Origin of the sequence: Bradyrhizobium sp. AUGA SZCCT0177 (genome assembly GCF_018130125.1) — a bacterium.
GTDB lineage: Bacteria > Pseudomonadota > Alphaproteobacteria > Rhizobiales > Xanthobacteraceae > Bradyrhizobium.
Genome location: NZ_JAFCMA010000009.1, coordinates 102861 through 116746 on the forward strand (window position 1 = coordinate 102861; position 13886 = coordinate 116746).

15 protein-coding genes are annotated in these 13886 nt (G+C 61.2%); 13 read left to right on the forward strand and 2 right to left on the reverse strand.

Translation table 11 applies throughout. The annotated features are described in order from the left end of the window. The first annotated feature begins 118 nt into the window (after positions 1-118). From JQ597_RS12785 to JQ597_RS12795, 3 genes are read left to right on the forward strand one after another with little or no spacing between them, the layout of a single operon-like run. A complete protein-coding gene (locus JQ597_RS12785; protein WP_212264567.1) occupies positions 119-1255 on the forward strand; it encodes an ABC transporter permease in 1137 nt (378 codons plus the stop codon). Between the two features lie 2 nt (positions 1256-1257). Next, positions 1258-2037, forward strand: coding sequence for an ATP-binding cassette domain-containing protein (locus JQ597_RS12790; RefSeq protein WP_212264569.1), 780 nt, complete (start codon positions 1258-1260; stop codon positions 2035-2037). A gap of 3 nt (positions 2038-2040) precedes the next feature. Then, complete coding sequence (locus JQ597_RS12795) at positions 2041-3144, forward strand: ABC-type transport auxiliary lipoprotein family protein (protein WP_212264571.1); 1104 nt, start codon at positions 2041-2043, stop codon at positions 3142-3144. 292 nt (positions 3145-3436) lie between these two features. On the opposite strand, the gene JQ597_RS12800 is transcribed toward JQ597_RS12795, so the two are convergent. Further along, entirely contained in the window at positions 3437-4705 is a 1269-nt protein-coding gene (locus JQ597_RS12800) for an MgtC/SapB family protein (protein ID WP_212264573.1), read from the reverse strand. Between the two features lie 234 nt (positions 4706-4939). Further along, positions 4940-5257, reverse strand: a complete 318-nt coding sequence (locus JQ597_RS12805) for a c-type cytochrome (protein ID WP_212264575.1) — start codon at positions 5255-5257, stop codon at positions 4940-4942. 198 nt (positions 5258-5455) lie between these two features. Between JQ597_RS12805 and JQ597_RS12810 the strand changes: the two genes are divergently transcribed. From JQ597_RS12810 to JQ597_RS12855, 10 genes are all read left to right on the forward strand, one after another. Beyond that, on the forward strand, positions 5456-6175 hold the full coding sequence (locus JQ597_RS12810; RefSeq protein WP_212264577.1) for a Crp/Fnr family transcriptional regulator: 720 nt from the start codon (positions 5456-5458) through the stop codon (positions 6173-6175). Positions 6176-6269: 94 nt separating this feature from the next. Next, a complete protein-coding gene (locus JQ597_RS12815) occupies positions 6270-6407 on the forward strand; it encodes a hypothetical protein (RefSeq protein WP_212264579.1) in 138 nt (45 codons plus the stop codon). Positions 6408-6488: 81 nt separating this feature from the next. Next, positions 6489-7793, forward strand: a complete 1305-nt coding sequence (gene hemN, locus JQ597_RS12820) for an oxygen-independent coproporphyrinogen III oxidase (RefSeq protein ID WP_212264752.1) — start codon at positions 6489-6491, stop codon at positions 7791-7793. Between the two features lie 14 nt (positions 7794-7807). Next, positions 7808-8212, forward strand: coding sequence for a hypothetical protein (locus tag JQ597_RS12825; RefSeq protein WP_212264581.1), 405 nt, complete (start codon positions 7808-7810; stop codon positions 8210-8212). A gap of 146 nt (positions 8213-8358) precedes the next feature. Next, a complete protein-coding gene (gene ccoN, locus JQ597_RS12830; RefSeq protein WP_212264753.1) occupies positions 8359-9981 on the forward strand; it encodes a cytochrome-c oxidase, cbb3-type subunit I in 1623 nt (540 codons plus the stop codon). Positions 9982-9992: 11 nt separating this feature from the next. Beyond that, the gene (ccoO, locus tag JQ597_RS12835; protein WP_212264583.1) at positions 9993-10727 is read left to right on the forward strand and encodes a cytochrome-c oxidase, cbb3-type subunit II; all 735 of its coding nucleotides are present in this window, start codon (positions 9993-9995) and stop codon (positions 10725-10727) included. 27 nt (positions 10728-10754) lie between these two features. Next, the gene (locus tag JQ597_RS12840; protein ID WP_212264584.1) at positions 10755-10919 is read left to right on the forward strand and encodes a cbb3-type cytochrome c oxidase subunit 3; all 165 of its coding nucleotides are present in this window, start codon (positions 10755-10757) and stop codon (positions 10917-10919) included. A gap of 7 nt (positions 10920-10926) precedes the next feature. Continuing rightward, positions 10927-11799 (forward strand): cytochrome-c oxidase, cbb3-type subunit III, encoded by an 873-nt coding sequence (gene ccoP, locus JQ597_RS12845; RefSeq protein WP_212264586.1) that lies wholly within the window; start codon positions 10927-10929, stop codon positions 11797-11799. Positions 11800-11896: 97 nt separating this feature from the next. After that, the gene (gene ccoG, locus JQ597_RS12850) at positions 11897-13360 is read left to right on the forward strand and encodes a cytochrome c oxidase accessory protein CcoG (protein ID WP_212264588.1); all 1464 of its coding nucleotides are present in this window, start codon (positions 11897-11899) and stop codon (positions 13358-13360) included. Between the two features lie 19 nt (positions 13361-13379). Then, positions 13380-13877 (forward strand): FixH family protein, encoded by a 498-nt coding sequence (locus tag JQ597_RS12855; RefSeq protein ID WP_212264590.1) that lies wholly within the window; start codon positions 13380-13382, stop codon positions 13875-13877. Positions 13878-13886 lie beyond the last annotated feature (9 nt).

Genomic DNA, 13886 nt, shown 5'->3' on the forward strand with positions numbered 1-13886 from the left:
GGCAATTGATTTGCGTCAAGAGGTCAGCGCCGGTCATTTTCCGGCTTGAGGCAGGTCAACATGGTTGAGGCCCATGGGCTCTAAGGAGAGGGCGTCATGCCATCGAGGGAACATCATCTTGGCGACCGCACCTCTGTTAACGGCCACGGCAACGGGTGACGTCCTCGAGTTGCGTCCGGGCGGATCCTGGATTGCGGCCAATGTGGCGACGCTTGAGCGTCTTGCCGACTCCGTTGCGGCGCAGCTCGACCGGTCCAGTACAGTTAAGCTTGATATGGCCGAGGTGCGCGAGCTCGACACGCTCGGGGCCTGGCTGCTGGAGAAAATGTCGCGGCGCGCGACGTCGGCGGGACACCGTGCCGAGGTGGTTGGAGTTTCCGATAATTATGCGGGGTTGATCGAGGAGGTGCGTCAGGTCAACCGGCGAACGCCAGCAACGGTTCCGCCGCCTAACCCGGTCGTGGCGAAGATCAGCGACATCGGCCGCTCCGCCATTGGCGCGAGCGATGACGTTACCGCGTTCCTGCAGATGCTGGGTTCGCTTTGCATAGCGATTCTCGGCGTGTTGCGTCGGCCGCGATCTCTGCGGTTGACGTCGTTGGTCTATCAGTTTTACCGCGTTTGCTGGCAAGCGATCCCCATCGTGGTGCTGATTACCTTCCTGATCGGCGCCATCATCGCGCAGCAGGGCATCTTCCATTTCCGCAAGTTCGGTGCGGATTCGTACGTGGTCGACATGGTCGGCATTCTGGTGCTGCGCGAACTCGGCGTCCTGATCGTCGCCATCATGGTCGCCGGCCGCTCCGGCAGCGCTTATACCGCCGAGCTCGGCTCGATGAAGATGCGCGAGGAAATCGACGCGTTGTCGACTATGGGGCTCGATCCGATCGAGGTCCTGATGCTGCCCCGGATCATAGCGCTGGTCTGCGCCCTGCCGATCCTCAGCTTCATCGGTTCGATGGCCGCACTTTATGGCGGCGGGCTCGTCGCCTGGTTCTATGGCGGCATGGGGCCGGCGATCTTCATTGCGCGGCTGCATGAGGCCGTATCCGTCACCCATTTCGAAGTCGGCATCATCAAGGCGCCGTTCATGGCGCTGGTGATCGGCATCGTCGCCTGCAGCGAAGGCTTGCGGGTGAAGGGAAGCGCCGAGTCGCTGGGCAAGCAGACCACCACCTCGGTCGTGAAGTCGATTTTCCTGGTGATTGTTCTCGACGGGCTGTTTGCGGTTTTCTTCGCATCGATCGGAATGTAGGGATGCGGGAAGTGGACGGACAGTTTGCGATACGCGTGCATGACCTCGTGGTCGGCTTTCGCCGCCATGTCGTGATCGATCATCTTGCGCTTGACGTGCGACGGGGTGAGATCCTCGGACTGGTGGGCGCTTCCGGTGGTGGCAAATCGGTTCTGATGCGAACCATCATCGGCCTCATTCCGCGCCAGGGCGGCGAGATCGAGGTGATGGGCGCGCCGATCGGCGGCAACCGTGACGGAACCACACGAAGCGCGGCCGGACGGTGGGGCATCCTGTTCCAGCAGGGTGCGTTGTTTTCATCGCTGACGGTACGGCAAAACATCCAGTTTCCGCTGCGGGAAAATCTGGTTCTGTCGAATGCGCTGATGGATGAGATGGCCACTGCCAAACTCGAAATGGTCGGGCTCAAGCCGGAGGACGGCGACAAGTTTCCGTCCGAATTATCCGGCGGCATGACCAAGCGGGCGGCGTTGGCCCGCGCGCTCGCGCTCGATCCGGCGATCGTGTTTCTCGACGAGCCAACCTCGGGCCTCGATCCGATTGCGGCGGGCGATTTCGACGCCCTGATCAGGACACTGCAGAAAACACTGGGGCTGACGGTGTTCATGGTCACCCACGACCTCGCCAGCCTCAATACCGTTTGCGACCGCGTTGCGGCACTCGCCGACGGCAAGATCGTCGCCATCGGACCGATGCGCGAACTGCTTCAATCCGAGCACCCCTGGGTGCGGGCCTATTTTCACGGCAAGCGCTCCCAGATGCTGCAACCCAAAGCGAGTTAGACCATGGAAACCCGCGCTCCCTTCGTCATCGTCGGTGCCTTCGTGCTGGTGGCCATCGCCGCGGTGTTCGGATTTGTCTACTGGCTGCACAATGCCGGCGGTCTTGGTCCGCGTGCGACCTACCATGTCCAGTTCGAAGGCTCGGTGCCGGGGCTTTTGGTCGGCGCGGCGGTGCTGTTCAACGGCATCCGGGTCGGTGAAGTCTCCGAACTCGGTCTTGCGCCGGGCAAGCCGCGCGGCGTCAATGCGACCATCTCGGTGGCTGCGACGACGCCAGTGCGCGCCGACACCAAGGTCGGCTTGGAATTTCAGGGCCTGACCGGCGTTCCCGTCATCACGCTGGAAGGCGGCATGCAGGTAGCCAAAACGGGCGATGTGCCGACGCTTGTTGCCGAACCCGGGGCCGGTCAGGGTATGTCGCAGGCCGCCCGCGATGCGTTGCGTAAGGTGGATTCGGTGCTGACCGAGAATTCCGGCGCGCTGAAGGACACCATCGCCAATTTCAAGGTTTTTTCAGAAGGTCTCGCCCGCAATACCGGCAAGCTCGACGGCATTGTCGCCGGCCTCGAACGCATGACCGGGGTCACCGCGCCGCCGGCCAAGATCACCTATGATTTGCGCGCCCTGCAAAATCAGGGACCGGCGGGGAAGAGCGTCAACGTCCAATGGGCGATCCCGGAGCCCACGGCTGTGGCAATGCTGGATACGCAGCGCTTCCTGTTCTCGCCGGCACAGGATTATCCGGGCTTTTCGGAAGCAATGTGGGCCGATTCGCTCCCGAAGCTCTTGCAGGCAAGATTGATCGAGAGCTTTGAGAATTACGACCTCGCACATGCGCCGCTGCGAATGGCGGAGGTGGGCCAGGCTGAATTCCAGTTGGTGATCGACGTCAGGCGGTTCCGCGTCGCAGTCGATGCGAAGCCAGCTGCCGAAATCGCATTGTCGGCGAGGATCGTTGACAAAAATGGCAAGGTCGTCGCATCGCGGTTGTTTGAGGAGAGCGAGAAATTTGCATCCGTCACGCCACCCGAAGCCGCAATCGCTTTCAGCGAGGCCTTCGGCAGGATTGCGAAAGACGTGATCGCATGGACGGTGCAGGCATACTAGGTTGCTTGGTGGCACCGAGCCTCGGCGGCGCGGTGGGCCGGCCCGCTAGAGGTGCGTTTATTCGAGCGTCTTCATCTACGTCAGCTCCGAAGGATCCGGCGTTGCGTCCGGGTGCTTGCGCCGGTGAGCGGTCTAGTCCTGAAGATCAAAGTTGCGTCGAGGGTCACTCGATAGGAGCTGTGCGCGACCAAGACCGGAGTGACGGTAGCGGCCGCTCCAAAAACGTCTCCGAATGCGGGTCTCGATTCCGTTCCCGAGGGACCCCTCAGCATCTATCTCCTATCTGAATACTTCAGATGCAACAGCCAAAGAACCATGACGTGCCTCCTGCCAGCGCAGCGGCAGCGGTCACCGTGCCGTAAATGATCGAGAATCTAGCCGAACCCGCCGCGACGGCAATCGCTGCGCGGGACACAGCATTCATGGCCAACGCCAGCAGGATGGCCCGCGCGGCGACATCGGCTGCCACCGGTGTCGTGGCCAGGCGCGCGGCCGACAAGACGGCAACGTCAACGTCGAACAGGCCGGATATGCTTGAGGTGAGAAGCAAGGCGCTCGCGCCGAAAGATCGGGAAAACCAGCCGTTCAGCAACGCGATCGCCGAATAGGCGCTTACAAACAGCACGAGAGGCGTGAGGTCGAATGGATTGCCAATATCGAGGCCGCCATCCGCTTGCTCGCCCTTGGTGTAAAGCAACACGAGACCACCTGTACCGAACACCGCAGCAGCAGTCAGCGCAGGAACGGCTATGACGGCGATGAGTTGCGGCGCGACGAGACTGACAATGGTCAGGACGCGGACAATCGAGACCATGCCACCGATGAGCGCGCCGCCCGCAAAAAGGTACGCCGAACCGCCCTCCTTGGCGCGTCTGGCGAAGGTGATCGTCACTGCCGTTGATGAGACGACGGATCCGACCAGCCCGCCGACAAGCACGCCAAGCGATGGTCCTGCGAGCCTGACCGCAATGTAACCACCGTATGAGACAGCGGCAGTCATTATCATGAACAGCCATATTTCCCGCGGGTTGATGCTGGACCATGGGTCTACGGTACGATCGGGCAGCATCGGCAGGACCACGACGGTCATTGCCAACAGTAACAATGCCGAGCGCAGCTCTTTCCACGTCAGGCGTGCGAGCCAGCCGTGCAACTGCTCGCGGGCGGCCAGCACGCCGGCAGTAGCCACGCCGCCCGCCGCCGCCGATGTCGGATCGCCGAGGACCGAAAGCGCCCCGAGCGAAAACACGACGAACGCAGCGAGTACGCCCGTGACGCTGAATTCCCGGTCATGCTCGATCTCGCGCATCTTGAACCATGCGAACACCGCAACAAAGGTCAACATCGAAAGGGACAGCGGCCACGGGCTCGCGAGAACACGGGTGATCTCAGCGGCAACCGCGCCGATCAATCCCGACAGTGTGTAGGTGCGCACGCCGGCGGTCCGGCTGCCGGACGGCGCGTCGCGCTCGCGCCAGCCACGCTCGATGCCAATCAGCAGCCCGATCGCGAGCGCCGTGAGGAAACGGAACAATAGCGTGTTGGTCAGGTCGCCTTCCATTTAGCCACTCTTCGGGTCGTATGCGGAACACGGTTGACCTTATCAACATTGCGATCTGTCAGTTCGCGCCGGGCAAGCGCATTTTGGACAAGTCTCGACTTCCTGATCTGCTCTCGTCGGGCATTCGAGTGCATATTTGAAGCGTTTGACCCTCATGCGAAGCCGGCGCGGTCATCGGCGGCAGCCTCGATGCGGATATATCGGCGTCCAGCCCACAGCCGGCTCGAGCTTCGTCTATTCGAGGGTCTTCAGGTACGTCAGCAGGTCGCCGATCTGGTCCGGATCGAGCTGGAAGGCGGACATGGTGGGATGTCCAGTCGAGATGCCCTCGGCGAGCGCCTCTGCAAGGGTCTCGATCGGATAACGCTTGTGCAGCGTCCGGAATGGCGGCGCAATCTTGAGCGGGCTCGGCGAAACCTTGTCGATCGAATGACACCTCGCGCAATTGTTCAGCGCGAAGGTTCTACCGCGCTGTTCTTGAGGCGAAGCCGCCGCTGCCGGCGTCAAGGTGATGAGCGTAAGTGCCAGCGGCACCAGAAATCGTCCGATCATTGCGGCATCCACTCCATGGAGAATCCGGCTTCTCAGTGCGGAGCCGCACAATGAAGGATCAATCGTCAAGGCATTTGATCTGGATCAATCAGCTGGCGCTGGATCCGCTAGAATGAATCACATCTCCGAGTCCTGGTCCAACCTGCCATGACCAAGGAGATATGAAGGTCGATCGGGCGCTCGAATGGGCAGTGGCAAATGATACGCACCATCTCTCCGAATCCAAATCGCGGCACTTTTGGCCGCTGCTCGGCCTGTAATGTGCGGTCGTTGAGCATCTGCGGCGCGCTCGACCAAAACGATCTCGTGGAGTTCGAGCGAATCGTCCGCCACATTCATTTGGCGCCCAATGAGGCGCTCTTCACCGCAGGCCAGGTCGCCAGTTCGGTTCACAATCTGACCGCGGGTGTTGCGCGTCTGTACAAGCTGCTACCCGACGGGCGGCGGCAGGTGATTGGCTTCGCGCTGCCGGGCGATTTTCTCGGCACCATGCCGTCCGATCGCTACAGTTTTTCGGCGGACGCGATCGATGCCGTTTCGATGTGTCGTTTCCCCGTGGACGTCTTTAGGCACTTCATCGAGCAGCGGCCGCACTTCCTGCTCCGGATCAACGAGTTCGCGGCGCGCGAGCTGATGCTGGCGCAGGAGCAAATGTTGCTGCTGGGGCGGCGTACGGCAGAAGAGAAGGTTGCGGCCTTTCTGGTCGGCTGGCGGGCGCGACTGGCCCATATCGGCGACGAACGGCAGACCATCTCTTTACCGATGAGCCGGCAAGACATCGCGGATTACCTCGGGCTGACCATCGAGACGGTGAGCCGGACATTGACCCGGTTCGAGCGCGAAAAAATGCTTGTTATCGTCAGTGGAGGCGTTCGCCTGCTCGACTCGACGCGCGCCGAGGCCATGGCCGCGGCGTGAAGGCATTCTACACAGCAACTCCTGTTGGATTGATTCAGGTCAAAGATGATTCCCTCCGAACAGGCATCATTCCTCCATCACAAGGAGGTCACCCATGCCCGTCGATTCGATGCTCGTTGCCGCAAGTGTAACCATGATGTTCGTCGTCTTTGCCGCCGTCCTGGCGTGGGGTGATTCGCAGACCCGTACGAAACATTCGGCCCAACAAGCGAACGCAAAACGCCGGCCTTGATCCGAGGCATTTCGCGTTCAGACTTGTCTGCCAGCCTGAGGGAGCGCTGCCGTGAACGATATCGTACGCCGTTACGCCCGAATGCAGGTGCCGCGATATACGTCCTATCCGACGGCGGCCGAGTTCACGCCTGCGGTGGGGTGCGCCGACCAGCGCCGGTGGCTGCGCGATCTGGATATGGCCGAGGCCGTCTCGGTCTATCTGCATGTGCCGTATTGCCGCGAACTCTGCCTCTATTGCGGTTGCAATACCAAGAGAGCGCTACGCGACGACGTCATTGGTGCCTATCGAACGGCGCTGGAGCGCGAGATTGCGCTGGTCAGCGACAGTCTGCCGGCATCGCTTCGTATTGCCGGGCTGCACTGGGGTGGGGGAACGCCCAGCATCCTGGGGGCCGACGGACTTGCGTCCGTGATGGCCGTCCTGCGCCGATATTTCGTTTTTGAACCCGGTTTCGAGCACGCCATCGAGCTCGACCCCCGCTACGTGACGTCGTTGCTGGCGGCCAGCTTGAATGAGCTTGGTGTCAACCGCGCCAGTCTGGGCGTGCAGGACGTCAATCCAAGGGTGCAGGTGGCGATCGGCCGGTGGCAGCCGATGCAGGATGTTGCCGCGGCCGTTCTGCGGCTGCGGGCTGCCGGTATCGGCAATTTGAATTTCGACCTGATCTACGGCTTGCCGCTGCAGACGGTCACTTCGCTGCGCAAGACCTGCGAAATCGTCGCGATGCTCTCGCCGGACCGCATCGCCTGCTACGGCTACGCACATATGCCGCGCCTCAAGGCCAATCAGCGGCTTATCGATGAGAAGACGCTCCCCGGCGTGGAGGAGCGTACTGACCAGGCCGGGGCCATCGCCGAGGAACTCCAGCGCCACGGTTTTCTGAGGATCGGCATTGATCACTTTGCAAGGCCGGACGACGCGTTAACGCGGGCCGCGATGTCAGGTCGGCTGCATCGCAATTTCCAGGGCTATACCGACGACAGCAGGGAGACTCTGATCGGCTTCGGCGCGTCTTCGATCTCGCGGTTCAGGGACGGATACGTCCAGAACCTCTCCGACGTTCCAAGCTATGTTCGCGCAATTACGGATGGCCGCCTGGCGGCGGCGCGCGGATGCCGGCTCGATGCTGCAGAAAAGCAGCGCGCCCGTACCATCGAGAGCCTGATGTGTGCGTTTCAGGCCGACCTCGACGTCACCGCGCCGGATATGGAGCTTACCGAAGAACTGGCCTTGCTGCAGCCCTTGATCAAGGACGGCTTGGTGCGTGTCGAAGGCCGCGTTGTGACCGCCACCGATGCTGGCTGTCAGGTGGTGCGGGTGATTGCGGCGGCATTCGATCCCCACACGCGTACTGATCCGGCACGATTCAGCAAGGCCGTCTAGCGCAGCTTCTCAACTTGATTCAGGTCAAGGCGGATATCTCTGGATATTGCTTGGATGCCAGCTTCATCTTGCGAGACTCACACGTGCATATTTTTTCAGGCGTTGCAGGAAGATGGCCGGCTGGTGTCGCCCTGGTGCGATGGCTGAAAACCGCCTTCACCGGACGTGCGCGCAAGGACAAGCTACACGGGGTGAAGCGGGCGGAGTTCGAGCAGATTGCGCAAGATCTCAATCTCTCTCCCCCGGAGCTTTACGGGCTATTGACCGGACGCCGGCTTTCTGCCGACTCTCTGGAAGAATGCCTGGCAGCGGAGTTCGAAGCATCCCCGCAGCTTGCGAAGCGTCTGCGCGCGATCGAACGGCAGCATCGGGCGGCCAGAACACGAGCATCCCTGCCGATCGGCCCCTCGTGCTGCTGAGTGCCAACAAGCCGTTTTCCCCAACGTTCGCAAATTTGCGCGAGTTTGACCTCGATCAATTCTGAGATGCCGAAGGTGTGATCATTCGGGACTGACCTTTGCAGAAGAGAAGCCCGCTCATGATCCAGTCTCAATCCGCAAAATCGATGACACACGGCGAAGCCGGCCTGACGCTGGTGTTTGCCGCGACCGCGTTTCTCTGCCTGTTCGCCGCGGCCAAGGCGCTGGATACGCCGTTCGCCTTCCACATGTCGCTGGCGTGCGCCGCCAGCCTGTGGGCCGTCCTTGCCATCGTGAACCGGTACTACGATCGCCCCGCGGTGCTGCCGCCCAGGGAAATCAACGGACGGCCCAATTACAATATGGGGCCAGTCAAATTTTCAGCCGTGATGGCGATGTTCTGGGGCATCGCCGGATTTGCGGTCGGGCTGCTGATCGCCTCGCAGCTTGCCTGGCCGGCGCTCAATTTCGACCTGCCATGGACCAGCTTCGGCCGCCTGCGGCCGCTGCATACCTCGGCGGTGATTTTCGCGTTCGGCGGCAATGTACTGATCGCAACCTCGTTCTATGTCGTGCAGAAGACCTGCCGCGCGCGTCTCGCCGGCGATCTCGCGCCGTGGTTTGTCGTGATCGGCTACAACTTCTTCATCCTGATCGCAGGCACCGGCTATCTGCTCGGCGTCACCCAATCCAAGGAATATGCCGAACCGGAATGGTACGCGGACCTGTGGCTGACGATCGTCTGGGTGGCGTATCTGCTGGTCTTCCTGATGACCATTATCAAGCGCAAGGAACCGCACATCTTCGTCGCCAACTGGTTCTATCTCGCCTTCATCGTCACCATCGCCGTGCTGCATCTCGGAAATAATCCGGCGCTGCCAGTATCCGTATGGGGCTCAAAATCGTATATCGCCTGGGGTGGCGTGCAGGATGCCATGTTCCAGTGGTGGTACGGCCACAACGCGGTCGGGTTTTTCCTGACGGCCGGCTTCCTTGCCATCATGTACTATTTCATTCCGAAGCGTGCCGAGCGGCCGGTCTATTCCTATCGGCTGTCGATCATTCACTTCTGGGCAATCATCTTCCTCTACATTTGGGCCGGGCCGCACCATCTGCACTACACGGCGTTGCCGGATTGGGCGCAGACACTGGGCATGACGTTCTCGATCATGCTGTGGATGCCGTCCTGGGGCGGCATGATCAACGGCCTCATGACGCTGTCGGGCGCCTGGGACAAGCTGCGCACCGATCCCGTGCTGCGTATGCTGGTCGTATCCGTCGCATTCTACGGGATGGCGACGTTCGAAGGTCCGCTGATGTCGATCAAGGTGGTGAATTCACTCAGCCACTATACCGACTGGACCATCGGCCACGTTCATTCCGGTGCTCTCGGCTGGGTCGGCTTCGTATCGTTCGGTGCGCTGTACTGCCTGATCCCCTGGTTGTGGGATCGCAAGGGCCTTTACAGTCTCAAGCTCGTCAACTGGCACTTCTGGATCGCGACCATCGGCATCGTGCTCTACATCTCCTCGATGTGGGTCTCGGGAATCCTGCAGGGCCTGATGTGGCGCGCCTACACCTCGCTCGGCTTCCTCGAATATTCCTTTATCGAGTCCATCGAGGCGATGCATCCCTTCTACGCGATCCGAGCCGCAGGCGGGGCGTTGTTCCTGATCGGCGCATTGATCATGGCTTTTAATCTCTGGATGACGGTGCGCGTCGGCGAAGCGGAAGTGCAATCGCCCGTCGCTCTTCAGCCGGCGGAATGAGGAGCGACTAGATGTCATTCTGGAGCAGACACCAGACTTTCGAGAGGAACTCGATCGTCCTAATCGGTGGAATTCTGGTGGTGATCGCGATCGGCGGTCTCGTCGAGATCACCCCGCTGTTCTATCTCAAGAGCACTATCGAGGCGGTCGATGGCGTCAGGCCATATACGCCGCTGGAGCTCGCCGGCCGCAACGTCTACGTCCGCGAGGGCTGCTATCTCTGCCACTCGCAGATGGTCCGCCCGTTGCGGGATGAGGTCGAACGCTACGGCCATTATTCGCTCGCGGCCGAGAGCATGTACGACCATCCGTTCCAGTGGGGATCGAAACGCACCGGTCCGGATCTGGCGCGTGTCGGCGCCAAATATTCCGATGAATGGCACGTCACCCATCTGATCAATCCGCGCGCGATCGTGCCGCAGTCGGTGATGCCAGGTTATGCATTCCTCGCCGAGACCGAAATCGATGTCGCGGGCATGGCAGATCATCTGCGCACCAGCCGCACGGTCGGCGTCCCTTATTCGGACGACCAGGTCGCCAACGCAGCCAATGATCTGAAGGCGCAAGCCGACTCCGACAATGCCGGTGTGGATGCGTTCACCAAACGATACCCGAAGGCGGTTGCCCGGAACTTCGACGGCAAGCCGGGCACGCCTACCGAGATGGACGCGCTGGTCGCATACCTGCAGATGCTCGGCACGCTGGTCGATTTCAAGCTCTACAACGAAAAAGCCAATCTTCGCTGAGCCAATCCTCGCCGAGAAAGTAGAACGATGAAAGCCATCCTAACGGTCCAGAACATCACATCCGATTTCGTCACGAGCTTCTGGACGCCGCTCTTTGTCGGAATCTTCATTGCCATCGTGACCTACGCACTCTGGCCGCGCAACAAGGCGGCGTTCGACGAGGCGGCGAAAATGCCGTTGCGGGAGGAGTGACGGGATCATGACCGAGCACAGCGATTTCGACAAAGTCTCCGGCAAGACCACCACCGGACACGAGTGGGACGGCATCAAGGAATTGAATACGCCGCTGCCGCGCTGGTGGGTGATTACGTTTTACCTGACCATCGTGTGGGCGGTCGGCTACTGGATCGTGTACCCGGCGTGGCCGATGCTGTGGAGCCATACCACCGGCATTCTGAACTATTCCTCCCGCGCGGACGTTGCCGTCGAGCTCGCTAATCTGGAAAAGATACGCGGCGACAAGATGGTCGTCCTCGGCGCTGCACCGCTGGCGGAGATCGAGAAAGACCCGGCGTTGCTGGCGTTGGCGCGGGCCCGCGGCAAGACGGTTTTTGGCGACAATTGCGCGCCATGCCATGGCAGCGGCGGGGCCGGCGCCAAGGGGTATCCCAACCTGAACGATGACGAATGGCTGTGGGGCGGGTCGCTCGACCAGATTATGCAGACAATCCAGTTCGGCGTCCGCTCCGGGCATGCAAAGGCCCACGAGAGCGCCATGCTGGCTTTTGGCAAGGAGGGCGTCCTCAAGAAGGATCAGATCGTCACCGTCGCCAATTACGTCCGCTCGCTGTCGGGTCTGCCGACCAGCGCCGGCTATGACGCCTCGGCGGGGGCGAAAATCTTCTCGCATAACTGCACGTCGTGCCATGGCGACGCCGGCAACGGCAACCAGGAACTCGGTGCACCTGATCTTACCGACAAGATCTGGCTCTACGGATCGGACGAGGCGACGCTGGTCGAGACTATTGCCAACGGCCGCGCCGGCGTCATGCCCGCCTGGGTCGGTCGTCTCGATCCCTCCACGATCAAGGCACTTGCCGTCTACGTCCACTCGCTCGGCGGGGGTAAGTAACCGCGGGCCGGGGATGTTGGGCGTTGTTTGAGGTGGATCAATCGCGGTTGCGGAGGCGGGCCTACAGTCCGCGCCCGACATGAGATTAACAGCAGCGATGAACAAGCCCGTGAACCCAACCGACCTGCTGCTTGAAGACGATGGGCCGCTTTATGTAGCCCAGAAGAAAGTATTTCCGCAGAGCGTTTCGGGGACCTATCGCCGGATCAAATGGGGCCTGATGGCGTTTTGCCTCGGCGTCTATTACTGGCTGCCGTTCGTGCGGTGGAATCGCGGCCTCGGTGCGCCTGACCAGGCGGTCCTCGTCGATCTGCCGAACAGTCGCTTCTATTTCTTCTTCATCGAGCTGTGGCCGCAGGAAGTCTACTATTTCACCGGACTCCTGATTGTCGCTGCCATCACCCTGTTTCTGATGAATTCGGTCGGTGGCCGCATCTGGTGCGGATATCTCTGTCCGCAAACCGTGTGGACGGACCTGTTCTACGCCGTCGAGCGGCTGGTCGAGGGCGACCGCCGCGAGCGCATGCGCAAGGATGCCGCGCGCGGCACGATGAAGCTGCAGCGCTTTTCCGAACTACTTCTGAAGCACTCGATCTGGCTGATGATCGCGTGGTGGACCGGCGGCGCCTGGGTGCTCTATTTCAACGATGCGCCGACACTGGTGAAGCAGCTGGTGACGTTCCAGGCGCCGATGCTGGCCTATATCTGGATCGCGATCTTAACGGCGACGACCTATGTGCTCGCCGGCTTCATGCGCGAGCAGGTCTGCGTCTATATGTGCCCATGGCCGCGTATTCAGGCGGCACTCACCGACGAATGGGCGCTCAACGTCACCTACAAATACGACCGCGGTGAAAAGCGAACGTCGCTGAAGAAGGCGAACGAGCTGCGGGCACTTGGCGAGCCGGTCGGTGACTGCATCGATTGCTACCAATGCATCGCCGTGTGCCCGACCGGCATAGATATCCGCGACGGCGCGCAGCTCGATTGCATTCAGTGCGGCCTGTGCATCGACGCCTGCGACACCGTGATGACCAAGATCGGCCGGGAAACCCGCCTGATCGGATATGACAACGATATCAATATCCACCGCCGTCAGGCTGGCAAGCCGCCAGTCTACCGCGTCGTGCGGCCGCGTACCATCGTTTACGTAGCCATGATCGTCGGCGTTGGCGCGCTCATGCTGTATGCGCTGCTGACGCGGTCGCTGCTCGACGTCAACGTGCTGCACGACCGCAATCCAGTCGCGGTGAAGCTGAGCGACGGGTCGATCCGCAACGCGTATACCGCCCGCCTGTTGAACAAGCGTGGCTTCGATCGCGTCATCGCGATCGATATCGACGGCCCGGTCAATGCAACGCTTCATATCGTCGGCGTCGATTCCGTCACGCCGGACCGGCCGATGATCGTGCTGGGGCGCGACCAGACCACCGAGTTGCGGTTGCTGGTGACAGCGCCTGCCGCGAACAATTCAGAGAAGTCGGTTCCGGTGCATTTCCGCGTCACCGATATCGGCCTCGGCGAAGTGGCATCCGCCATCGATAATTTCGTGACGCCATGAAATCCGGGAGAGATGTCACATGAGCAAGTCGCAGGCACCGAACCCTTTGACCGGACGCAAGGTGTTATTCATGTTGGTCGCGTTCTTCGGCGTCGTGATCGGGGTCAACCTCGTCATGATGCGGTTTGCCATCCAGACGCTGCCCGGCACTGAGGTTGACAGCGCCTATAGCGCAAGCCTCGCCTATGAGAAGCAGATCACGGCGGCCCGCGATCAGAACGCGCGCAACTGGAAGGTCGATGCACATGTCGAGCGCAGCGGGCAGGGCGGCGCGACGCTGCAGGTCGAGGCGCGCGATAGCAGCGGCCGACCGATGTCGGGGCTGAAGTTTCAGGGGCGATTCGAGCGGCCCACCGACCGGCGTGCCGATTTGCCGGTAGTCCTCGCCGAAGTGGGGATCGGCATCTATCGCGGCAGCGCGCTGGCGATTGCGCCGGGCCAATGGGACCTGGTGCTCGAGGGTGTTTCGGCAGGGCAGCGGTTGTTCCTGTCGAAGAACCGCGTTCTGTTGAACTAGGAAGACAAC